Consider the following 21,355-nt stretch of genomic DNA (forward strand, 5'->3'; position numbering starts at 1 on the left):
TCACGATCTGGTCTGCGGACCGGTCGCCGTCAGGGGGAGAGGCACGGCCGCCGCGTAGGCCCGGCATGTGCCGTCCTTATCCCGCTGTGTCGCCACTTCCAGCAGCCCCTTGCCGTCGCTCGTCGGCAGCAGCGTGGAGCTGTAGTTCGAACAGACGATGTCGGGATGCTCGGGGTCGGCAGGGAACGGTACGCGGACCGGGGCGGACGCCTCCTGCCAGGCGCCGTCTCCGTTACGGGCACTGGTGAGGATCGTGGCGCCGCTGGCCTCCTGGACGAGCCCGCCGCCGGAGTCGCGCACGAGGCCGCCGACGAGCAGGACCGTGCCGTTCGCGCCTCCGCCGGGAACCCATGCGGCTGTGGGCGCGTGGTAGAGGCTCCGGCCCCCGTCGGTGCGCGGCGCCGTTCCGCGCCATGCGGGGTCGCCCCACGTCCAGCCGTCCGCCGACCTGCGGAAGCGGACCTCGCAGCCGGCGGAGGGACCGCACACCTCGTACACCATGAGGTAGGCGCCGTCCGGGAGCCGCCGCACCACGGGCATGCCGGGCCGGTCGCGGCGGCCTCCTGTGACGACCACCCTTGCGGGGCTCCAGGTCGCCCCGCCGTCCGTGGACGAGGCCTCGGCGATGACCTGGTCATGGCCGGGCCTCGTCTCGTCGGAGTAGTAGCAGACCAGGCGGCCCTGCCTGTCGATGCCCAGCTCGGGTTCCCAGAGGCCGCGGTTCCACGGCGTCCCCTCGGCTCCGGTCGCGCAGCTCGAAAGGTAGGACCAGTGGCGGCCCCCGTCGCCGCTGCGCCACACGCGCAGCTCCGGACGGCGCCCCGGCGCGTGGTTCTTCATGCCGGCGGTACCGGCCCACAGCAGCGTCCCGGCGGGCTGGTCGCCATGGGGCCAGGGCAGTTCGAACAGGCTGCCGCAGCAGGAGCCGCGTCCCTGGGCCGCGGCGGGATCGCGGATCTCCGAGAGTGTCCGGAAGGTGCGGCCGCCGTCGGCGCTCTCATAGAAGCGGGCCATGTCGGTGATGCCGTCGCCTGTGGACGTGGCGACGCTGAGGATGATCCGGCCGTCCCGCAACCGCACCAGCCTCGGATACATCGCCTCGCGGTGGTCCACCTGGCGTGCGGTGAAGGGGGAGAACCCGGGAACGCGGTGCGCTCGGTCCGCTGTGCCGGGCTCCACCTTGCGCGACCCGGCGACGGTGCAGCCCGCGAGCGCCAGGACGGCGGAGAGCGAGACGGCCGCGGCGTTCACCAGCCGCCCGCACGGCCTCATCGCCCGCTCGTCGTCCGGTCGCGTGCGGCCGCCCGTTTCATACGGTCAGGCCTTGGCTCATCCAGCGCAGTACCTGCGGCAGGATGCGCTTCCACGTCTGGAAGTTATGGCCCCCGCTTTCCAGGACCAGCGACGACGCCCGCATCGGCGGTTTGACCAGGGAGAGGAACCGCTGCGTCCCGTCCTTGTTCTTCTCACCGACCTTGCTCGTCGTGAGCAGCACGGAGATGGGCGGCTGCGGCCGGTGCCGCAGGCGCCAGAACAGGTCGTTCTCGTTGCGGACGGCCTGGCTGCCGCCGTAGAGGTCGCCCGTGGTGATGTCCTTGATGGCGCCGTAGTAGCCGGAGAGGGACGCGGCCTTGGAGAACACGTTCGAGTACGTCATGGCGAGCTTGAGGGAGCAGTAGCCGCCCGTCGACAGGCCGAACACGCCCCACCCTCTGCGGTCGCCCGACACGCGGTAGGCGGACCGCACGGCCTCGGGCATGTCCTGGGTGAAGAAGGTCGCGGTCTGCGGTCCGCCCGGGATGTCCAGGCACTCGGTGTCGCGTCCCTTCACCATCGAGGGGCGCATCAACACGTACACCATGGGCTGGACGCGTCCGGCCCCGGTCTCGTCGCGCGCCGTCTGCGGCACCCTGATCTGCGTGACGAGGTTGCGCTGCGCGCCCGGGTAGCCGCTGAAGACCACCGAGACGGGGAACCGGCGCCGGCTCCCGCCCGGCTGGAAGTACTGCGGCGGGAGGTAGATGTAGGCGCGGGCGTGCAGGCCCGACCTGAGCCCCCGGATGTCGACGGTGTCCAGCCTGCCGTCGCGTTTCGGCGTGCCGCCGATCGACACCTCAGGCTCGCGCCGGATCAGAGTGGCGGCGACGTCGTCCCCGCCGCGCTCCTGGTTCTGGACGAGGTGCCCGTTGCCGACGCCCGCGGCCCCGACCAACTCGCCCCACGTCCCGTAGAACCCGAAGTGCCCGTTGATCACGACGAGCACGGACAGCGTTACCAGCGCTTGGCAGAGGGCGAGCGCGACCAGGCGGGCGGCGAGCATCCGGGCCCCCGGCCCCGCGAGACGTCCCCAGCCCCACACCGTCGCCGCCAGCACGGCGACCACGGCCACGAACAACAGGCACGCCAGCGGCCAGCCGGTCAGCGACACACGGGCTCCTCACCTTGGGTCGGCGACTGCGACGACATCGGACATTACCGCTCTCATCGATCATCGGGTGAGGTTCGCCGCCGTACACCGCTGGAGGAGGCCTGGGAGCCGGCCGAGCGGCCGGAGAGCACGGATGGCCGGGTGTGGCCATTTTCCTGGGCGGCTTGTCCGATCTTCGCCGCAGGTGGGCGTGGTGACCGAATTGATGGCGGATCTCGGGCGTCCGTGCCGCTGTTCCGTTGAACGAGGCGCGGGAACGCGGGAACCTCTTTACCCTGTGCTGTGTAAGAAACCGACCGTAGTAACCCAACCCGGCCACCTCCAGGCGTTCCCTCCATTCCCGCGAATCCAGGGGTCTCTCGACGTGACGGACATGGCGAGCGGGTCCGCGATGGCGCGGCTCACACAGGCCGACCGCGTCTATGTGGGCTGGCGCTACGCGCAGGTGCACCCCGACCCGGGGCCGCCCCCGGAGCGGCCTGCCGAGCCGGCCAGGGCGCCGCTGGCGCCGCCCGCGCGGCGGCCCGGCGAGCACATGGCCGGGCGGCCGCTGCGCACCGCGTTCGCCGGGACGCTCGTGTTCGTCGTCCTGTTCATCGCGTGCGGCATCACCGGCGTGATCCCGTGGGCGTTCGCCGGGGTCGCGCTGCTGGCGTGCTGCGTCGTCCTCGCCATCACCGGCGGCGGGCTGTGGCGGGACGAGCGGGGCGTCCGCGAAAGGCTCGCCCAGGAGCGCGACGCCGAGGCGCGCGAGCGGGCCGCACGCGACCGGGCGCGCGACGCCGCCGAGAAGGCCTACGCCAAGGAGCGGGCCGAGTGGGAGCGCCGCCACTCGGCGTACGAGAGCCAGCGCGAGTGGTACCCGGTGGCCGTCCCGCCCGGCGTCGACCGGGTGGACATCGTGGGCGGCACGCTCGCCGGCTGGTCCGCGGCCGTCACGACGATGGGCGCGGCCAGGCTGGCGGTGGGCGCGCGGCTGACCGTCATCGACCTGTCCGAAGGTGCGGTCGCGCACGACCTCCTCCGGCTCGCGGCCGACCGCGGCGACGACCCGCTCGTCTGGGTTCTGCCCGCGGACCTGCCGCGCCTGGACGCCACCCGCGGCCTGAACCCCGAGGCCCTCGCCGACGTGCTGTCGCTGGTGGTCAGCGCGGGCGAGGAGGAGGGCGGCACCCGCGACTTGTCGTTCGACAACTCCATCCTGGAACGGCTCATCGAGGTCCTCGGCCCCGACACCACGATCCCCCGGATCACCGCCGCCCTGCGCGTCCTCGCCCAGGTCGGCGACCCCCGCGACGACCTGCGCAAGGGCCTCCTCACCGACGAGCAGCACGAGCGCATCGCGACACTCTTCGGACGCGACGCAACCGACCGCATCGTCGTCCGCCGCGCATGGGCCTTGGAGGCGCAGCTCCGCAAGCTGGAGAAGCTCGCCACGGAACCCGTCCGGCTGCCACCCTCCCGGCTCCACGTCGTGTCGATGGACCGGCGCGCGGGCGTCCTCACCAACCGCATCCTCGGTACCTACGTGACGACCGCCCTCACCCACCGGATCCGGGAGGCCCCGCCCGGCGGCCGCTGGGACCACACGCTCTTCCTGTGCGGCGCCGAGAAGCTGCGCGGGGACGTCCTGGACCGCCTCATCGACGCCTGCGAGGCCACCGGTACCGGGCTCGTCCTGATGTACCGGTCGATCCCCGGCCACGTCCGCGAGCGCCTGGGCCGTCGCGGTCACGCCGCCGTGGGCTTCATGCGTCTCGGCAACCCCGAGGACGCCCGCGTCGCCGCCGAGCACATCGGCGCCGGGCAGCCGCTGCTCGTCGCCGAGATCACCGATTCGGCCGCCGAGACCCTGTTCGACGTCGCGGGGGAGACCTACGCCAGCACGGTCGCCTACGCCCGCCCGCGCGGCGACGGCCTCACCGACCCCGTCTGGTCGCCGCTGCCGGCTCCCGCCGCCGACGACTCCGTCCTGGTGGAGGGCATCAGCTCCGCGACCGCCTGGGGCCGCACGGTCGCCGCCCGCCGCCGTCCCGACAAGCAGCGCTTCCGCGAACTCCTCATCGAGCCCCCGCAGCTCCAGGAGCTCCCGCCGACCGCCATGGTCTTCACCCACTCGGGCGCCACGGGCCGCCGCACCCTCCTGGTGGACGCGAACCCGGGCATCATCACCCTGCCGACCGCCCACTCGATGGAGTTCGAGGAGTACCTCCGCGAGCAGGCCCAGACCCCGGAACAGCCCGAGGCAGACCCGCCCGAGCCCCCGAAACCACCCGAGGCCGCGGCGGCACGCCTCCCCAAGGCCCGCCACGCCCTCCCCAGAGGCGCAGGCTCTCGCCCGCCCCGCATAGTCCCACCCCTGAAACCCAACGGCCGCCACAAAGCCGACCCCCCGTCCTGAAGACGGCCGCGGTGGGTCAGCGGGTCACGAGTGCGGACTCCACGGCGGTACGCAGGGCCGCGCGCCTCAGCAGCAGGACGGGCCCGTCCGGGTCCTTGCTGTCCCGCACCGCCACCGCCCCGTCCGCGTCCGCCAACTCGACGCAGTTGCCACCGTTGGAGCCGGTGTAGCTGCTCTTCCGCCACTTCGCGTTCGTCAGGTCCATCTCTCCTGAATGACCTTTCTCATCAGGCCGCGTGGCGTGTCTTCCGTGACGGGACGGTCGGGGGTTGGCTCAGCGGGTGGTGGGAGTGGAGTTCACGGCGGTGCGCAGGGCCGTGCGGCTCAGCAGAAGGACGGGCCCGTCCGGGTCCTTGCTGTCCCGCACCGCCACCGCTCCGGCCGCGTCCGCCAGCTCGACGCAGTTGCCGCCGTTGGACGTCGTGTAGGTGCTCTTGCGCCACTTGGCGTTTGTCAGGTCCATTTTTCTGCGATGACCTTCCTGATCAGCTCGCGGGACATCTCTTCCGTGAGTGCACGAGAACGAAGGGCGACAAGGGTCCGAGCCAGGACGGACAAGTCCGCGGGAGCGTCCGTCGTGATGGCTCGTATTGCCGTCTCGACGTACGCGATCTCGCTCCGGTCCTCCATCGTCGCGACCATGAAGCCTCCCGAGTTGCCATCATGCTCGCCGTTTGCCAACACTACTTGAATCGTGACATTCGGCAACGTGCTTATCTCGATGAGGTGCTCAAGCTGTTCCCTCATCGTCTCGGTACTGCCGACGAACCGGTGAAGCGCCTGTTCATCGATCAGAAGGACCAGGATCGGTGAAGCCTTGTCCTCGTCCCGAGTAAGGATGTCTTGACGGCTGAGCCTGGCCTTCACAGCCTCCTCGGCCCCCTTCAGGAGAGCCGATGCGTAAGCCGGGGTCTGGGCGAGGCCAGCGATCAGCATGGGCTCCCAGGAGACCAGCATCGCCGCGTCTGCTTCGATCTTGGGCCAGTCGAACCAGATCGGGACGGGGTGGCCGTCCTTGTTCAGGTCTTCCCAGAGGTTAATGAGCGCACCACCAGCATCAAGGTGATCATCCACGATCTCCACGAAGGAGCGGGTCGCTCGCCTCTTCCCGTTCTCGATTCGGCTGATCTGGGCGCCGCTCATCGTTGTCAGTTGCGCGATGGTCTCTTGCTTGGCCCCTTTGGCCTCGCGCATCCGGCGCATCTGGCGGCCGAAAGCGATTAAGGCGGGGGATTCACGGGGGCGCTGACGCCGTGGGGGCATGGCTCTTACCTCTCGAAGGAAGCTGCCAAAAAGGATCACGCGCTTCCCAAGGCCTACCAGTAGGACTTGGTAAGCCAAATCATAGCCCGGATAGTGGCTCAATGTGTGGAGTTCATCACACACGGTGAGGAGAAGGATCATGGGCGAGGCGGGGCGTCACGAGAACGAGTTGGTGGTGAAGAACGACCTCAAGGTCGTCGCCGAGGTACGGCGGTTCGTGCGTCTGGTCACCGGCCAATGGGACATGGACGACTTCGTCCCCTGCCTGGTGGCAAGCGAACTGGTCACCAACGCTCTCCGCTACGCCTCCGCGTCCGACGACGACGTGACCTTCCGCATCGGCCGCACCGACGACGGTGCACTCTGGCTGGAGGTCCAGGACGCGACGTATGACCTGCCGCGCATGCAGGAGACCGACACGATCAGCGAAGCGGGCCGGGGCCTGTTCATCGTCGACCAATTCGCCCGCTGCTGGGGCATACGTCCCCTGGCCGACAACGCCGGCAAGGTAGTCTTCGCCGTCCTCGACCCCTCATGAAGGCCCAGCGGTGGGGTCTGGCATGTGCTTTGGTGGCAGAGGATCTTTTCTGCGGAGGCAAACATGAAGTGGCGGCCTATCTCTCAACAGGCAGGCTGATCTTGCCTTCCGTTCGCAACCGGCCGGAGGACCGGGCTCGGTAGGCGGTCGTCCTGAACGGGCATTGCCTCGGGGGTGGGGACGCGTAAGGATGCTGGGGTGACCACGGCCTCGGGGAAAGCTCTGCGGAGGCTGATCAAGACCGCCTATCCTGTGCTGGGCCATTCTCTTGATAGAAGAATCGGAGTTTGTAAATATTGACGTTTCATCTCATTTTGGAGGGACCGGTGAGTGGCGTGATATTCGGCCCTTCGCAGGTAGTGCCAGAAGAGATGGATTGCCCAGACGTACTCATCATGCATGGGTGCAATCTCCTTGCGGAGGCAGGTGCGCAGTTCCATGTCGGCGGGTTCGGACAAGATGACTGGAACCTTGACGTGAATTATGATCTACCTATCTTCATTGAGCAGGTACCTCCGCTCATGGATGCGCTTGCAGTTAACGAAGAGTATGAGCTATGGCTGTATTCTCAGGGGGTGGAGCGGGTGCTTGCGTTCTGCCCGGATCCTGAGAAAGTGAAGATTCGATGCAGGTCGAAGACGGAATGGAGGCCTGTGCCGGAGGTGGAAGTCGTAGAGCGCTTTGCGTTTGAGGCGCTTTTGGCGGGGCTGGTTGGCAACTTTCTGAGTTCGCTTCAGATCGTGGATCCCTTTCTTGTGCAGTTGGAGCCTTTTGCTAGTTGGCGCCGCCGGTGGTGAGTCTGGAGTATCTGTCATGCTGAATGGGTGGTGAGGGAAATGAGCGTTGAATTCGCGAGTGAAGGGGTTCCGGTCAGCGTTCGCGAGCTGAACGAGTTGGAGCGGCGACTTGGCGTGGCGTTGCCATCCGACTACCGAAACTTCCTGCTCCGGCGAAATGGCGGTCGTGTGCGCGACAATGATCTGGCCACCCCTGAGGGGGAGGAAATCGGTATCGCAGTTCAGTCCTTCCTGTCGGTCGGAAGTGGGATGGCTGATTCCATGGATGAGTTCCTTGGAATGTATAGTGGAAGATATCCTGGGGAGTTGCTTCCGATAGCCGAAGCGGTCGGAGGGAACCTAATTCTGATAAGAGTGAAAGGAGATAGAAAGGGCGAAGTATTTTTTTGGGACCATGAACTGGAGGGTGATGAAGAGCCGGTATGGAGCAATCTCACTCTTCTTGCTCCTTCGTTCGATCAATTTATGGAAGCCCTGGTTCCGTACGTCGACTGATCACGCTGTGAAGTCGGCTCCTCCGGCACCTCCCAGGGGCGGCTCAGGACCGGCAGCGGGAGAAGTGAGTCAGGCGGCGTCAGTGTCTGCGCCGCGCAGGATGTACTGGTCGTCGCCTGGGGGTGGGCGCGGAAGGATGCTGGGGTGACTACGCCTCCTGGTTCTTCTGGTGCTGGCATGCCGCCCCTCGAGTGGGGCGGCGGGGTGCCGCAGGGTGGGCCGCTGGCGGAGGGTGAGAGGATGCCACCGCACGAGCCTTCGGCGACGGAAAAGGTTGTCTCGATGGACGGGGAGCGCGGCAGGAGGCTGGCCGGCATCAAGGCGAAGCTGGATCTGCTCAAGCGCGTGGAGGCCGAGCACGGCTACGGCGCCATCATCGAGGAGCCGGAGGAGTTGGAACCCATCCCCGTGCTCCCGGTGGGGGTGACGGAGACGTTCGGTCTGTTCCGTCGGCTGGGTGGAGACTACTTCCGCTTCCAGCAGCCCTCTGCGATCGTCGGCCCGCAGGCCTGGAGCGACCGCCACATCGATCCGAACTGCCCGCTGGGCAATCCTCTTTCGATCGGGTGTGAACGCTACGGCGCCCCTGCGGATATCGAGTGCGGCAGCGGCATTTACCTCGACTTGCAGGAGGGGGATGTCTACTTCTGTGACGGGGACGACTACGTCTTCGCCTACAAGCACATTGACGTCGAAATGGTCGAGACCGCGGAACTGTCGCCCGACATCGTCACGTTCTTCGACTTCCACGTTCTGGGAGAAGGGTATCCCCAGCTCATCGCATCCGTCCTCGGGCCGCGTGCCGTCGGACGCCGTGATCGGAGGGGCCGGCACCGGGACCGTTGGATGAGGCTTCTGGAAAAGGCCGGCCTGGCGTCGGCGGAGGTTTGATGCGAGCGCTCCTGCTGGTCGTAGGGCTGGTCGTCACTGTGGCGCTTCTCGGGGGCGGCGTGGTGTTGTACGGGTCTCCGGCGTTCGTCGGGTGGGCGCTCGGCGTGGTGGCATTGGGGGCCGGACTGCAGGTCGCCGTTCGCCGTGGGGACCTGCCTCAACGACAGGATTCGGAGCGGCGGGAGACTTTCGGGCAGGTCCTCCGGAGCGGATCGTTTCTGCGCCTTTATCCGCCGCTGCCTGCGGCGGCGGCGTTCGTGGTGATGGCGGTCGTCGTCAACACGGGGCCGCCGAGTCTTGTCCTGGTGCCGCTCCCGGTCGTTATGGCGTGCTCGGCGATCTGGCGGCGGAGGGCGTCCGCCCGTGCGGGGAGCGCCGGACGTTCAGGGCGGGACGGCTGATCCCGGGTCGGTGGTCTTCCTGGAAGGGCATTGGCGTGGGGGTCGGTGGCGCGTAAGGATGCTGGGGTGACTATGCCCCCTGGTTCTTCTGGTCCTGGTCGGCCGCCCCACGGGTGGGGTGGTGGGGTTCAGCAGGGTGGGCCGCCGGTCACCATGCAGGGGAGGCCGTTCGTGTTGCCGGGGCCCTGGTATCGGATTCAGGCGATTCCGGCGCCGCAGCGGGAGGGGTCTGCGGAGTGGGACTTCGTGAGTGTGCTGCCTGCGGCGTTGTCGGCGGCGCGGCTTGGGAGGCCGTTCGTCGTCGGGTGGTTGTCGGCGGGGGGCGGGGCGCCGCTGGAGCTGATCACCAATGCGGGGCCGATCGGGGCGCCTGAGGCCGGGGCCGAGACGCACGGGCTGCTGTTTCCGAGTGGTGCTCGGGGTGTGCCGATCGGGGACGGGTGGTTGCGGCAGGCCGAGCGGATGGCGTGGACGCGGTGTCCCGGACGGCTCGCGCCACAGGGGTCCGGTGGTGGCCCGGGGCTGTTCGAGGCGACGCTCGTGACGTTGATGGAGCGGCCGTTCGGGTGGTTCGTGGTCGCCGATCCGTGCGACGAGCGCCTGATCGACACCGAGATGCGCGAGCTGCACCACGAGTTGCGGATGCTGCGGCGGGGTGAGGACGAGCACGCTCGGCTCGCCGTCGCGCGGGCCGATCGGCGGCTCGCCGAGCTGGACGCGTTCCGCGAGGCCGGGCTCTGGCAGGTCCGGGTGGTCGCGGGGGCGGCGTCGCAGGCGGAGCTGGGCCAGATCGCGCCCGTCCTGGTCGGGTCGATGGAGCTGGGGCACCATCCGTACCGGCTGCGGTCGGGGCAGGGGAGCGGGACGTTCGCGGAGATGCTGGCACCGGGGGCGGCGCCCGCACCGGTGCGGGCGGCGGCCGAGCCGGAGCAGCGGTTCCCGTTCGTCGCGACGGCGGGGGCGCTCGCGGCGCTGGCGGGGCTGCCGCGGCGGGAGGTGCCCGGCCTGCGGGTGCTGGACGCCGGCTACTTCGACGTGACGTCCGAGACCGCGCCGGCGAGCGGGGAGGCGCAGATCGAGCTCGGCGCCATCCTGGACGGCCAGGACCGCGAGGTCGGGCGGTTCACCGTGCCGCGCTCGACCATCAACCGGCACGTGTTCGTCACGGGCGCGACGGGTGCGGGCAAGTCGCAGACCGTCCGGCACCTGCTGGAGCAGCTCACCCGGGCCGGCGTGCCGTGGCTCGCGATCGAGCCGGCGAAGTCGGAGTACGCGGCGATGGCGGGCCGCATCCAGGACCTCGGCGGGCCGGTCACGGTCGTCAACCCCTCGGACCCGGACTCGGTGCCGCTGTCGGTGAACCCGCTCGCGCCGGAGCCCGGCTATCCCGTCCAGGCGCACATCGACATGGTGCGGGCGCTGTTCCAGGCCGCGTTCGACGCCGAGGAGCCGTTCCCGCAGATCATGGCGCAGGCGCTCCAGCGCGTCTACGAGAACAACGGGTGGGACGTGGTGACGGGCGGGGGCGTGCCCGGGTCGCTCATCGAGCCCGCCGTGCCGACGCTGGAGCAGTTGCAGAACGCGGCGCTCCAGGTCATCCAGGACGTGGGCTACGGGCGCGAGCTGATGGCCGACGTCCAGGGGTTCGTGGACGTCCGGCTGCGGTCGCTGCGCATCGGGTCGGCCGGACGGTTCTTCGAGGGCGGCCACCCGGCCGACATCGGCGGGATGCTCCGCGACAACATCGTGCTCGCCATCGAGGACGTCGCGAACGACGAGGACAAGGCGTTCCTCATGGGGACGCTCATCATCCGCATCGTCGAGCACCTGCGGATGCGCGAGCGCAAGCGCGACCGCGCCTCGGGCGCCGCGCTGCGGCACGTCATCGTGATCGAGGAGGCGCACCGGCTGCTGCGCAACCGCGGGCCGGAGCGGGGCAGCTCCCACGCCGTCGAGCTGTTCGCCGGGATGCTCGCCGAGATCCGCGCGTACGGCGAGGGCATCATCGTCGCCGAGCAGATCCCGACGAAGCTCGTGCCGGACGTCATCAAGAACACCGCGCTGAAGGTCGTGCACCGGCTGCCCGCGTTCGACGACCGGCACCAGGTCGGCGCGGCGATGAACCTGGACGGAGACCAGTCACGCGAGGTGGTGTCGCTGCGTCCGGGCGTCGCCGCCGTGTTCGCGGACGGCATGGACCGCCCCCTGCGCGTGCGGGTGCCGCTGGGGGAGGGGCGCGAGGCGGAGCTGCCCGGCCCGCCACCGCCCGTGGACGGGCGGCGCTCGGCCGCCTGCGGGTGCGAGTGCCGGTCGGGGCGCGCCTGCACCCTGTACGAGCTGCGCGAGGCGGACCTGATCGCGGGCCATGCCGACTGGGCGTGGCTGCGCCTGTGGGCCGACACGCTCGTCCTGGCGCATGTGGTGAACCGCCCGGTCCCGGCCGTCCCGCCGGAACTGGCGCGTTCCTGGTCGCGGCTCACGCCGCGGCTCCGCGAGTGCGCGCTGGCGACCGTCCTCGAACGGGCGGTGACCCGGCGGTCGCGGGGGCTGCGCACCGCCTACCCGCCGTCCGACCTCACCGCCGCGGCCGCCGAGGCCGCGCAGCGCCTGCTCGGCGGCGGCGCGCCGGGCGCGGCCCCCGGGCCGCACTGGGTGGTTCCGCAGGTCAGGTGGCTGCACGAGCTAGACAGGCTGTTCCCCTACGGCGGCAGCGCGCCTGACAAGCACGCCCCCGCGCCGCCGCTGGACTACCAGCTGCCCGGCCTCAAGCAGCAGCCGGACGCCAAGCTCGGCCACCGGCTCCGCGCCCTGCGCCGCCACCCGCTGTCGATGGAGCTGGAACGCAACCGCCCCATCGCCGGGACCGCCCTCTACGGCGACGACGACCAGGCGGGCTTCTTCCGGGACCTGGCCGTCGTCGCCCTCGGCCTCGACGAGGACGAGCAGATCGAGCACGTCGCCGGGACGATGCGCGTCACCGCATGGCTGGAGCCCGTCCTGAGCTGGTACGACCGCTTCATCACACCGTTCGAGGACCCGGACAAGGGTCTTCCCTTCCTCAACCCGCAGTCCGAGTGACTCAGATGTCGCTCTCGCCGCGGGCGGGGAGGCCCGCCTTCTCCGCGACCGGGTTCCAGTAGCCGATGAACTCGCTCTTGGCGGAGCTGGCGCGCTGGTTGACGTCGGCGACCTCGCCCTCGGACGGGCAGCCGGGCGCGGCGGCCAGGTAGCGCTGGTTCGACTCCGTCGACGCTTCGAGGGCGCGGACGAGCGCGGCCTTCATCTCCTCGCCGTTGAGGAGCGCGCCCACCTCCAGGCCCCGCGCCTTCGCCAGCTGGCCGCGGCGCTGGTCGAGGACGCGCCGCACGCCGTCGACGGGGCAGCCCTGGGTGACGACGGTGCCGAGCTCGGAGCGGGTGCCGCCCATGTCGTCCAGCAGGCCGTTCACGGCGGCCGCCTGCGCGTCGAGGTCGCCGCCGCTCGAGGGGCTGTCGGACGCGGACGCCACGCCCTGGCTCTGCCCCGTGGACGGCCCGGAAGCCGCGGGCGGCGAAGAGTCCGACCCGCTCGGCCAGAACACGATGCCCAGCGCCAGCCCGATGAGCAGGACGACACCCGCCGCGCCCAGGAAGTAGGGCAGCGTGCTGCGCTTCGGCGGCGCCGGCGGCTGCCAGATGGCGGGCTCGGCCCAAGGGTCGGCCCACGGTTCGGGAGAGAGGTGGGTGGTCCGCTCCTCGGCGGGCGGCATGTGGAGCGTGTGGTCGGGCTGCGCCTCCCACTGGACGGGGTTCTGGCCTTCCCACGGCGGCGGCACCGGCTCGCGCGGAACGGGCACACCCCCCGCCGCCGGGCTTTCCCCCGGAAGCCCCCCGCCCGCCGAATACCCACCCGGCGAGGCACCGCCGAAGACGCCGCCGCCCGCTGGAGCGCCGCTGCTGGGACTCCCGCCCGGTGGCCCCTCTCCCGCGGGGGCGCCACCGAACGGGGCGCCGCCGTAGGGGGCGCGGAGGGTCTCGTCCTGGGTGGTCGCGTCGTCCGCGCTCGGCGGGGCGCCGAACGGGTCGCGGGACGTGTGGTCCTGGACGGTCGCGTCGGCGCCCGGCGGGGCGTCGAGGGGCGCTCCGCAACGCACGCAACTGGGCGACGACGAAGCGGAGTCGGTTCCGCAATTCGGACACCGCATGACGGCCCCCTGCCCCGTGAGAACGAACGGTCAGACAATACTGCGTGACCGACCGTTACACCCGTTTCCAGCTACGCTGCGGCTGATCGGTCTTCTTCGCGACCGGGTTCCACAGGACGACGAACTGCCTCTTCGCCAGCGTCGCGCGCCGCTCGGCGGCCGCCCGTCCGGGAACCTGCGCGGCGCTCGGGCGCGGCTTGCCCTTGCACTTGCGCTGGTTCGCCTGCGCCCACTGGAGCAGCACCTGGTCGACCTGGAGGGACGCCCCCAGCGCCTGGTTCAGCGAGCTGCGCAGCCGCTCCCCGTTCGCCAGCTTGTCGACCTTGAGGCCCTGCGTGCGGCGCATCTGGTTCGTGCGGCGCTGCGCGACCGTCTGGAACCCCTGGATCGCCTGCGGCAGCGTCTTGCACTTGCCGGCCCGGCCGAGCGCCCCGGCGAGGATCCGGCGGGTGTCGACGCTGTCGTTCAGGATCCCGTTGAGGGCCGCGGCCTGCTGCTTCATCTCGGGCGGGATCGCGTTCTTCTGCGCGACCTGCTTCTGGGACGCCGCCGGGGACGGGCCCGGGCCCGACGGCGAGTCGTCGCCGGACGGCCACACGACGAACGCGACGGTGCCGACCGCGACGGTGACGAGCGCGGCGACGGCGGCGATCAGCGGCTTGCTCGTCCCGCTCTTGCCCTGCCCCTGGCCCTGCGGGAACTGGCCCGGCGGGTATCCGCCGAACGCGGGGTCGCCCGGACCCATCGGGCCCATGGGCTGCATCCCGGGGCCCATCGGGCCCTGCTGCATCGGGCCCGGCTGCATGGGCCCCTGCTGCATCGGCCCCGGGCCCACGCCGCCCATGCCGCCCATCGGGGCAGGGCCGCCCATGGGGTAGCCGGGGTCCATCCGCGTCTGGTCGAAGTCTCCGCCGAAGCCCTGGTCGCCGGGCATGGCGAGAGCCGCTCCCGGGCCGGGGGCGAGCTGCGTCGCCTCGGGGTCAGGGAAGGCCGGAGGCTGGGCGGCGCCGGGCGGCTGCTGCCCCCATACCTGCGTGGCGTCGGCGTCGCCCTCGGGCTTGCGCGGCTGCGCGAACCACGAGTCCGGGACGATCGACTCCGTCGGCGGGGCCTGCTCCTGGAGCCCGAACGGGTTCGACCCGCCCGCGGCGGGCGGGGCGGGGTCGTTCGCGGGCGGAGCCTGCTGCCCGCCCGCCCACGCGGGCGGCGGGGGCGGGGTGCTGAAGCCGCCGGACGCGTCGTCGTCCTCGTTGGGATCGAACGTCCAGGCCGCGGTGTCCTCGGGGCCGGGGGACGGCAGCGGGGACGCGACGGCGGGCGTCGGAGCCGACGCGGTCGCCGGCGGCTCGGCGTAAAGCTGGAGCGGCGGCTGCGCCGGAGGCTCGGGGGCGCCCAGCGGACCGGGGTCGGGCATGCCCTGCGGGCCGGTCTGGGGCATGCCCTGCGGGCCGGGCTGCATCCCCAGGTCGGGCGCCGCGGGCGGCTGCGGGCTCGGGGCCCAGGACGGCGTGGGCGGCGGCACCATCATCGTCCGGTCGCCGAGCGCCTCGGCGCCCCCCGCCGCGGGAGCCTCCGCGACCGGGGCCGCCAGCGTGACGGCGGGCCCGACCGAGTACACGTCGATCGGCGCCTCGCAGTGCGAACACTTGCCGAGCGTCCCAGGCGTGTCATTCCCGCACGTCGGACACTGCATCGCTCAGACCTCGCCTTATAGCCGCTTGCCCACGCTTGCGATCCAGGCCCGCCGCCCGGGGCGGGCACCGCTCCCCGCGATCATCAGCGGGGCTCCCGACAAAAGTAGTGGGTGATGCCGTTCTTGGACGCGTGGTTGGGAATCCGGCACACCGCAGTCGGAGGTCGCACGCAATCACGACATGTCGGTACTGGTCAAGATTGCCGCCAGTGGTTTACCGCCATCCCTGTGATGCTCCTCACATTGTGCACGGGTGGTGGGGAGCGCGTCCCCCGAACCGCCCGGCGCGCCGCGAAAGCCCCACTCAACGGCTAGGCTCGGAGCGGTTTCCCGGCGCATCCAGAGAAGACGGAGTCCATGAGCGATCTTCCGCTGCGTTCGCAGCTGGCCGTCGCGCTCGGTCGTACGGCCGCCAAGATGTCCCGAATGGCGGGCCGCGGGGACGGCTCGGTGATCGGCGGCCGGGTCGGCCTCCGGCTCGACCCGGAGCTGCTGACCAGGCTCGCCAAGGACCGCAAGCTCGTCCTCGTCAGCGCCACCAACGGCAAGACGACGACGACCCGGCTGATCACCTCGGCGATGACGCCGCTCGGCGAGGTCGCCACCAACGCGTTCGGCGCCAACATGCCGACCGGGCACGTGTCGGCGCTGGCGTCCGCGCCGTCCGCCCGCTACGGCGTGCTGGAGTGCGACGAGAAGTACGTCCCGATGGTCCTGAAGGAGACCGGGGCGAACGTCGTCGCGCTGATGAACCTCAGCCGCGACCAGATGGACCGCGCCGCCGAGATCTGGCTGCTGGCCGGCAAGTGGCGGCGCGCGCTGGAGGCGTCCCCGACCAGCCACGTCATCGCCAACTGCGACGACCCGCTGGTCACCTGGGGCGCGTCCACCGCCAAGAGCGTCACGTGGGTCGCCGCGGGCCAGCACTGGCGCGAGGACTCCTGGTGCTGCCCCGAGTGCGGTGGCCCCCTCGACCGGCAGGACACCGACGAGGACAGCGACTGGCGCTGCCGGCAGTGCCACTTCTCCCGCCCCCGCCCCGACTGGGCGCTGAAGGGCGACACGATCACCGCCCCGGACGGCCGGGCGTACTCCCTCACCGGGCTGTCCCTGCCCGGCCGCGCGAACCGCTCGAACGCGCTGATCGCCCTCGCGGTCGTGGCGCAGTTCGGCGTCCCGCCCGAGCAGGCCCTGCCGCTGCTGTCGCAGGTCACCTCCGTCGCCGGGCGCTACACGACGGTCGAGCACCAGGGCCGCTCGATCCGGCTGCTGCTGTCGAAGAACCCCGCCGGATGGCTGGAGGCGTTCGACGTCCTGCAGCCCGCGCCCGGCCCGGTCGCGCTGTCGATCAACGCGCAGGGCCCCGACGGCCGCGACACGTCCTGGCTGTGGGACGTCGACTACCGCATCCTGCGGGGCCGCCCCGTCTGGGTCACCGGCGAGCGCCGCATCGACCTCGCCGCCCGGCTGGAGGCCGCCGAGGTCTCCTTCACGGTGGTGGACGACATCGACCAGGCGGTCATGGCCGTCCCGCCCGGGCACCTGGACGTGATCGCCAACTACACCGCCTTCCAGACCATCCGAACGAGGTACGGCCGTGTCGTCTGACCGCATCAAAATCGTCTGGATCTACCCGGACCTGCTCAGCACCTACGGCGACCAGGGCAACACGATCGTCCTGGAGCGGCGCGCGGCGCTGCGCGGCATCCCCACCGAGACCGTCAGCCTCCGGTCGGACGAGCACGTCCCCGCCGACGGCGACATCTACCTGCTCGGCGGCGGCGAGGACCGGCCGCAGATCCTCGCGGCGCAGCGGCTGCGGGGCGACGGCGGCCTCGCGCGGGCCGTCCAGTCCGGCGCGGTCGTGTTCGCGGTCTGCGCGGGCTACCAACTGCTCGGCCACGAGTTCGGCGGCGAGGAGGGCCAGCCCGTGCCGGGCCTCGGCCTGCTCGACATCCGCTCGGGCCGCGGCGAGCAGCGCGCGGTCGGCGAGATCGTCGGCGACGTCGCGGCGGAGCTGAACGTCCCGCGCATCACCGGCTTCGAGAACCACCAGGGCGTCACGCAGATCGGCCCGAACGCGCGCCCGTTCGCGAAGGTGGTGCACGGCATCGGCAACGGCGACGGGAACGGCTTCGAGGGCGCCTACAGCGGCCGGGTCCTCGGCACCTACATGCACGGCCCGGCGCTCGTCCGCAACCCCGGCCTCGCCGACCTGCTTCTCACCTGGGCCGTCGGCAGGGAGCTGCCGCCGCTGGACGACTCGTGGGCCGGGCGCCTGCGCGAGGAGCGCCTCCAGGCGGTCATGGGCTGACCCCGCGTTCACAGGCCGAAGCGACCCGGCCGTTTCCGGGTGGCTCGCCACTCGACGGCCGGGTTCATCGGGCCTTGTCCGTTTGGGTCTGGTGCGGGGGACCGGGCGCTGCCACCGTAGCGATCGTGATCTGCTGCCGGCCTTCCCGCCGGGCGCTCCTGCGCTGGAGTGCCGTCGTCGCGGGCGCCTCGCTCCTTCCCACCGTCGAGCCGTCGCCCGCGCGCGCTTCGGACGACGTCCAGCCGGTGAACCTCGAACTGGTCACCGTCACTGAGACGACGGCCGTCCTCACCTGGTACACGGGCGTCCCGGGGACGGACGACGGCCTGGGGCGGATGCAGCCCGCGCCGTCCGACGCCGAGGTCCTCTACGGGACGCACCCGTCGCGCCTCGACCGCGTCGCCCATGGACCGTCCGGCACCCCGTACCACTACGTCGAGCTGACCGATCTGGAGCCGGGCCGCACGTATTACTACAGGGCCCGCTCCCGAGGACGGGACGCCGCCCCCACCTGGCTGGCCGCAGGTCAGGCGGCGGGCACTCCCTACGGGGACGTCTTCGCGTTCACGACCCCGCAACCGCCCCCGGGCCGCCACCTCTTCTCCGTCGCCCTCTGCAACGACCTCCACCTGGGCGAGACCGTGGCCGGGCTGGTGGGCCAGCTTCCCTGGATCAAGGGCATCGAGCAGGTGCCCGGCCACCCGCCGTATCCCGAGGTGATGGCGAAGGCCCTGATCGCCGACGCGCGGGCCAGGGGCGCCGAGTACCTGCTCGCCGCCGGGGACATATCGAGCGAGGCGGCGCCCGCCGACCTCGCGAGCGCCAAGAGCATCCTCGACACCTTCGGGACCCTGGGCGGCGACTACCTGATCGCCCGCGGCAACCATGACCGCGCCCATTCCGGGGAGCGGTACGGCGAGTGCAGCCCCGGCGAGCACCAGGGCAACGACTGCTTCAAGGACGCCTTCTCCCCGTCCGGGCGGACGTACTTCTCCCACGACCTGCGGGGCCTGCGCGTGATCGGCCTCGACACCTACGACAAGCCGGGCGACGGCGGCGACTCCGGCGGCCTCTCCGCCGAGCAGCACGCCTGGTTCGAGGCGGAGCTGAGGAAGGAGCCCGAGCGCCCCACCCTCGTCTTCGGCCACCACCCGCTCTTCACGGAGAACGACCCGCTCTCCGTCACCGGCGCCCACTCCCTCGACGCGGGCCAGTCCCTGCGGATCCTCACCGCCTACAACCGGGCGCCCGGCGTGTTCCTCCACCACGCGGGCCACACCCACCGCAACCAGCGGTCCGTGTTCCCGCTCGCTCCCCGGGTCGTCCAGCAGGAGGTCGGGGCGGTGAAGGAGTACCCGGGCGGTTTCACGCTGCTGCGCGTCCACACCGGCGGCTACGCCCTGAACTTCTACAAGACCCGCGCCGACGAGGCCCGCGCCTGGAGCGAGCGCAGCCGCCAGGAACTCTCCGGCCAATGGCCCCAGCTGTCGCTCGGAAACCGCCCCACCGACCGCAACACGGTCGTCAGCCGCGACCTGTCCGGCCTTTCCGGAGCCTGAGGATCACCGCAGGGCGGTGAGGCCCGTCAGCCGTCGTAGGGAACGTGCGGTGTCCAGTCATCGTCGGGACGGGTGACGGCCTGCCACATGGCGTCGGCGATCGGGGGCGGCGAGAAGGGCCCCTCCTTGGCGAGCACGCCGTTGACCTGCACCGCGACCGCGCGGATGCCGTCGGGCGCCAGGGTGGCGTCGAGGCTGGTGACGAGATTCCGCACGGCGGCCTTCTGCACACCGAGCGACGCGGCCCTGTGCGCGGGGTGGTCCGCCGCCGCCGACCCGGTGACGAGCACACGGGCGCCCGACCGCATGAACGGCCGCGCGGCCTGGGCGGCGGGCAGCAGCGCGCCGGCCCCGAACGCCACGTCCTCCAGGAGTTCGGCGACGCTGAGGTGCAGCGGATCCTTCTCCCGCCACGCGCTGGGGTTGAAGTGCAGGACGTCGATCCGCCCATGGCGTTCGCCCACGCCGCCGATCACGTTGCCGACGTCCGCCGGGTCGGTCAGGTCCACGCCGGCGCCCTCGGCCTCGTACCCCTCTCCCCTGAGGGTCGAGGCCAGGGACTCGGCGTGGTCGGCCGAGTGCGTGACCAGCACGGCGGTGTGACCCTCGCGGGCGAAACGGCGGGCCACCGAAAGCCCCAGGCCGGGACCGGCGCCAAGGACGACACAAACGGGTGTGGTCATACCGAGGATTCTCCTACGGACTCGAGGATCAGCGGCGAGCGGCCCGCCCCACCGACCGGACCCACGGATTTCCCGCACACCGCTGAAACGCCGTCAGCGGGGGATGTGGGAGTCGAGGAAGGGGGCCAGCTCTCGGGCAACTGTGCGCAGGGGGCGGGTGCTCTGCTCGGCTCGGGCCAGGATGATGGCGCCTTCCAGGGAGCTGACCATCAGGGTCGCGAGGGCCGTCGCCTTGCGGGACGGGACGCCCATCGCGGCCAGCTCGCGGGCGATCGGCTGCCGCCAGGCGGTGAAGGCGGCGGCCGCGGCCGCGCGGGTGGACTCCACCGACTCCGCGCAGTCGACCGTGGCGGCGGCCACGGGGCAGCCGCGGTCGAACCCCGCCGCCTCGAACTCGTCGGTCCACTGGCGGACCATCGCCGCGAAGAGCCGCCCCGGGGTGGGGCGCGCCATGGCGGCCATGAAGCGGGCGACGCGGTCGCTCGCGTAGCGTCCGGCCCACTCCACGGCCTCGTTGACCAGCTGCTCCTTGCCGCCGGGGAAGTAGTGCTGCAGCGATCCGCGCGGCGCCCCGGCGTGCTCGGCGACCTCGCGCAGGCCGGTCGCCGTGACGCCGTCGCGGCGGATGAGCTGCGCCGCGCTGAAGACCATCCGCTCCCGCGGACCCCGCTCACCGGTCGCCACGGCCACCCTCCGAAGAAAATTTCACAGGCTATTGCCCTATCTACCTGGATCATTATCATGACCACTGTCATAACTCGCAAGGGTGCGGAGGCGATGGTGGACAAGGACGTCGGTTTCATCGGCCTCGGTGTCATGGGACGGCCCATGGCGCTCAACCTCGTCCGGGCGGGGACCGGCCTCGTCGTCTGGAACCGCACGGCCGCCAAGTGCGAGCCCCTGCGCGCGGCGGGGGCGACGGTGGCGGACGACCCCGCCGACGTCTTCCGCCGTACGCGCGTGGTGTTCCTCATGCTGGCCGACGGTCCCGCCATCGACTCGGCTCTGGGGCGCGGTACGCCGGCTTTCGCGGCGAACGTCCGGGGCCGGGTCGTCGTCCACATGGGGACGACCTCGCCGGGCTACTCGCACGGCCTCGAAGCGGACGTCAGGGCCGCCGGCGGGCGGTACGTCGAGGCGCCCGTGTCCGGTTCGCGGGGGCCCGCGGAGTCCGGGGAGCTCATCGCGATGCTGGCCGGGGAGGCGCCGGCGGTGGACGAGGTCCGCCCCCTCATGGGCCCGATGTGCGCCGAGGTGTTCGTCTGCGGGCCGGTTCCGCAGGCGCTCCAGATGAAGCTCGCCGTCAACCTGTACCTGATCACCATGGTCACCGGGCTGGCCGAGGCGTTCCACTTCGCCGAGCGGCACGGCCTGGACCGGCGGCGGCTGCTGGACGTGCTCGACGCCGGTCCGATGGCCAGCACCGTGTCGCGCGCCAAGGGCCGCAAGCTGCTCGACCGCGACTTCGCCGTCCAGGCGTCCATCCTCAACGTCCTGGACAACAACCGCCTCATCGCGGAGGCCGCCCGCGCCGCGCGGCTCGCCTCGCCGCTGCTGGACGTGTGCCACGCCCTCTACGGCGAGACCGCCGCGCTGGGCCACGGCGACGCCGACATGGCCGCGGTCGTGCGCGCCCTGGAGGCCCGGACGGCCGCACCGGCGACCGCCGTCTAGGGCGCCCGAATTCGCTTGTCCGCCGTTCCGGCCCG

General features: G+C 71.3%; 19 protein-coding genes. 10 read left to right on the plus strand and 9 right to left on the minus strand.

The features are described from left to right. Both AB0C21_RS31370 and AB0C21_RS31375 read right to left on the minus strand, forming a co-directional pair. Positions 1–1,272: a sialidase family protein gene (locus AB0C21_RS31370; RefSeq protein ID WP_500209088.1), complete on the minus strand. Its 1,272-nt coding sequence runs from the start codon at positions 1,270–1,272 to the stop codon at positions 1–3. Positions 1,273–1,309: 37 nt separating this feature from the next. Then, positions 1,310–2,428, minus strand: coding sequence for an alpha/beta hydrolase (locus AB0C21_RS31375; protein WP_500209089.1), 1,119 nt, complete (start codon positions 2,426–2,428; stop codon positions 1,310–1,312). A gap of 373 nt (positions 2,429–2,801) precedes the next feature. Here AB0C21_RS31375 and AB0C21_RS31380 point away from each other — a divergent pair, with 373 nt between their 5' ends. After that, positions 2,802–4,829 (plus strand): hypothetical protein, encoded by a 2,028-nt coding sequence (locus tag AB0C21_RS31380; RefSeq protein ID WP_500209091.1) that lies wholly within the window; start codon positions 2,802–2,804, stop codon positions 4,827–4,829. A 16-nt stretch (positions 4,830–4,845) separates the two neighbouring features. Here the strand turns inward: AB0C21_RS31380 and AB0C21_RS31385 are convergent, their stop codons facing one another. From AB0C21_RS31385 to AB0C21_RS31395, 3 genes are all read right to left on the minus strand, one after another. Then, entirely contained in the window at positions 4,846–5,034 is a 189-nt protein-coding gene (locus AB0C21_RS31385; RefSeq protein WP_500209092.1) for a DUF397 domain-containing protein, read from the minus strand. Positions 5,035–5,103: 69 nt separating this feature from the next. Beyond that, positions 5,104–5,292 carry a DUF397 domain-containing protein gene (locus AB0C21_RS31390; RefSeq protein WP_500209094.1) on the minus strand — a complete coding sequence of 63 codons (189 nt, stop codon included), beginning with the start codon at positions 5,290–5,292 and terminating at the stop codon, positions 5,104–5,106. Beyond that, the gene (locus AB0C21_RS31395) at positions 5,283–6,233 is read right to left on the minus strand and encodes a helix-turn-helix domain-containing protein (protein WP_500209096.1); all 951 of its coding nucleotides are present in this window, start codon (positions 6,231–6,233) and stop codon (positions 5,283–5,285) included. The genes AB0C21_RS31390 and AB0C21_RS31395 overlap by 10 nt, the downstream gene beginning before the upstream one ends. On the opposite strand from AB0C21_RS31395, the gene AB0C21_RS31400 reads away from it, so the two are divergent. The 5 genes from AB0C21_RS31400 (at position 6,232) to AB0C21_RS31420 (ending at position 12,292) form a co-directional block, all read left to right on the plus strand. After that, the gene (locus AB0C21_RS31400; protein WP_500209097.1) at positions 6,232–6,630 is read left to right on the plus strand and encodes an ATP-binding protein; all 399 of its coding nucleotides are present in this window, start codon (positions 6,232–6,234) and stop codon (positions 6,628–6,630) included. The two genes, AB0C21_RS31395 and AB0C21_RS31400, sit on opposite strands and share 2 nt — an antisense overlap. A 326-nt stretch (positions 6,631–6,956) precedes the next feature. Then, positions 6,957–7,427, plus strand: a complete 471-nt coding sequence (locus AB0C21_RS31405) for a hypothetical protein (RefSeq protein WP_500209098.1) — start codon at positions 6,957–6,959, stop codon at positions 7,425–7,427. Between the two features lie 39 nt (positions 7,428–7,466). Further along, on the plus strand, positions 7,467–7,922 hold the full coding sequence (locus AB0C21_RS31410) for an SMI1/KNR4 family protein (protein ID WP_500209099.1): 456 nt from the start codon (positions 7,467–7,469) through the stop codon (positions 7,920–7,922). A gap of 177 nt (positions 7,923–8,099) precedes the next feature. After that, positions 8,100–8,813 (plus strand): hypothetical protein, encoded by a 714-nt coding sequence (locus AB0C21_RS31415; protein ID WP_500209100.1) that lies wholly within the window; start codon positions 8,100–8,102, stop codon positions 8,811–8,813. A 950-nt stretch (positions 8,814–9,763) separates the two neighbouring features. Continuing rightward, positions 9,764–12,292, plus strand: a complete 2,529-nt coding sequence (locus AB0C21_RS31420) for an ATP-binding protein (RefSeq protein WP_500209227.1) — start codon at positions 9,764–9,766, stop codon at positions 12,290–12,292. A 1-nt stretch (position 12,293) separates the two neighbouring features. On the opposite strand, the gene AB0C21_RS31425 is transcribed toward AB0C21_RS31420, so the two are convergent. Both AB0C21_RS31425 and AB0C21_RS31430 read right to left on the minus strand, forming a co-directional pair. Continuing rightward, positions 12,294–13,346: a hypothetical protein gene (locus tag AB0C21_RS31425; protein WP_500209102.1), complete on the minus strand. Its 1,053-nt coding sequence runs from the start codon at positions 13,344–13,346 to the stop codon at positions 12,294–12,296. A 106-nt stretch (positions 13,347–13,452) separates the two neighbouring features. Beyond that, complete coding sequence (locus AB0C21_RS31430; RefSeq protein ID WP_500209103.1) at positions 13,453–15,090, minus strand: hypothetical protein; 1,638 nt, start codon at positions 15,088–15,090, stop codon at positions 13,453–13,455. 357 nt (positions 15,091–15,447) lie between these two features. On the opposite strand from AB0C21_RS31430, the gene AB0C21_RS31435 reads away from it, so the two are divergent. The 3 genes from AB0C21_RS31435 (at position 15,448) to AB0C21_RS31445 (ending at position 18,963) form a co-directional block, all read left to right on the plus strand. After that, positions 15,448–16,698 (plus strand): Mur ligase family protein, encoded by a 1,251-nt coding sequence (locus AB0C21_RS31435; RefSeq protein ID WP_149263053.1) that lies wholly within the window; start codon positions 15,448–15,450, stop codon positions 16,696–16,698. Continuing rightward, entirely contained in the window at positions 16,688–17,404 is a 717-nt protein-coding gene (locus AB0C21_RS31440; RefSeq protein WP_500209105.1) for a type 1 glutamine amidotransferase, read from the plus strand. Before AB0C21_RS31435 ends, AB0C21_RS31440 begins: the two co-directional genes overlap by 11 nt. Positions 17,405–17,529: 125 nt before the next feature. Then, positions 17,530–18,963 carry a purple acid phosphatase family protein gene (locus tag AB0C21_RS31445; protein ID WP_500209107.1) on the plus strand — a complete coding sequence of 478 codons (1,434 nt, stop codon included), beginning with the start codon at positions 17,530–17,532 and terminating at the stop codon, positions 18,961–18,963. Between the two features lie 26 nt (positions 18,964–18,989). On the opposite strand, the gene AB0C21_RS31450 is transcribed toward AB0C21_RS31445, so the two are convergent. Both AB0C21_RS31450 and AB0C21_RS31455 read right to left on the minus strand, forming a co-directional pair. After that, on the minus strand, positions 18,990–19,646 hold the full coding sequence (locus AB0C21_RS31450) for an SDR family NAD(P)-dependent oxidoreductase (RefSeq protein WP_500209109.1): 657 nt from the start codon (positions 19,644–19,646) through the stop codon (positions 18,990–18,992). Positions 19,647–19,739: 93 nt separating this feature from the next. After that, positions 19,740–20,330 (minus strand): TetR/AcrR family transcriptional regulator, encoded by a 591-nt coding sequence (locus AB0C21_RS31455; RefSeq protein WP_500209110.1) that lies wholly within the window; start codon positions 20,328–20,330, stop codon positions 19,740–19,742. A 57-nt stretch (positions 20,331–20,387) separates the two neighbouring features. Here AB0C21_RS31455 and AB0C21_RS31460 point away from each other — a divergent pair, with 57 nt between their 5' ends. Beyond that, positions 20,388–21,320, plus strand: coding sequence for an NAD(P)-dependent oxidoreductase (locus AB0C21_RS31460; protein ID WP_500209112.1), 933 nt, complete (start codon positions 20,388–20,390; stop codon positions 21,318–21,320). Positions 21,321–21,355: the final 35 nt, after the last annotated feature.

Source organism: Spirillospora sp. NPDC049024 (assembly GCF_040649235.1).
Taxonomy (GTDB): Bacteria; Actinomycetota; Actinomycetes; order Streptosporangiales; family Streptosporangiaceae; genus Spirillospora.

Excerpts from the sequence above, each read along its gene's own strand:
- AB0C21_RS31370 (WP_500209088.1), bottom strand. The coding sequence starts at position 1,272 with ATGAGGCCGTGCGGGCGGCTGGTGAACGCCGCGGCCGTCTCGCTCTCC.
- AB0C21_RS31380 (WP_500209091.1), top strand. The coding sequence starts at position 2,802 with ATGGCGAGCGGGTCCGCGATGGCGCGGCTCACACAGGCCGACCGCGTC.
- AB0C21_RS31385 (WP_500209092.1), bottom strand. The coding sequence starts at position 5,034 with ATGGACCTGACGAACGCGAAGTGGCGGAAGAGCAGCTACACCGGCTCC.
- AB0C21_RS31390 (WP_500209094.1), bottom strand. The coding sequence starts at position 5,292 with ATGGACCTGACAAACGCCAAGTGGCGCAAGAGCACCTACACGACGTCC.
- AB0C21_RS31400 (WP_500209097.1), top strand. The coding sequence starts at position 6,232 with ATGGGCGAGGCGGGGCGTCACGAGAACGAGTTGGTGGTGAAGAACGAC.
- AB0C21_RS31395 (WP_500209096.1), bottom strand. The coding sequence starts at position 6,233 with ATGATCCTTCTCCTCACCGTGTGTGATGAACTCCACACATTGAGCCAC.
- AB0C21_RS31410 (WP_500209099.1), top strand. The coding sequence starts at position 7,467 with ATGAGCGTTGAATTCGCGAGTGAAGGGGTTCCGGTCAGCGTTCGCGAG.
- AB0C21_RS31415 (WP_500209100.1), top strand. The coding sequence starts at position 8,100 with ATGCCGCCCCTCGAGTGGGGCGGCGGGGTGCCGCAGGGTGGGCCGCTG.
- AB0C21_RS31420 (WP_500209227.1), top strand. The coding sequence starts at position 9,764 with ATGGAGCGGCCGTTCGGGTGGTTCGTGGTCGCCGATCCGTGCGACGAG.
- AB0C21_RS31430 (WP_500209103.1), bottom strand. The coding sequence starts at position 15,090 with ATGCAGTGTCCGACGTGCGGGAATGACACGCCTGGGACGCTCGGCAAG.
- AB0C21_RS31435 (WP_149263053.1), top strand. The coding sequence starts at position 15,448 with ATGAGCGATCTTCCGCTGCGTTCGCAGCTGGCCGTCGCGCTCGGTCGT.
- AB0C21_RS31450 (WP_500209109.1), bottom strand. The coding sequence starts at position 19,646 with ATGACCACACCCGTTTGTGTCGTCCTTGGCGCCGGTCCCGGCCTGGGG.
- AB0C21_RS31460 (WP_500209112.1), top strand. The coding sequence starts at position 20,388 with ATGACCACTGTCATAACTCGCAAGGGTGCGGAGGCGATGGTGGACAAG.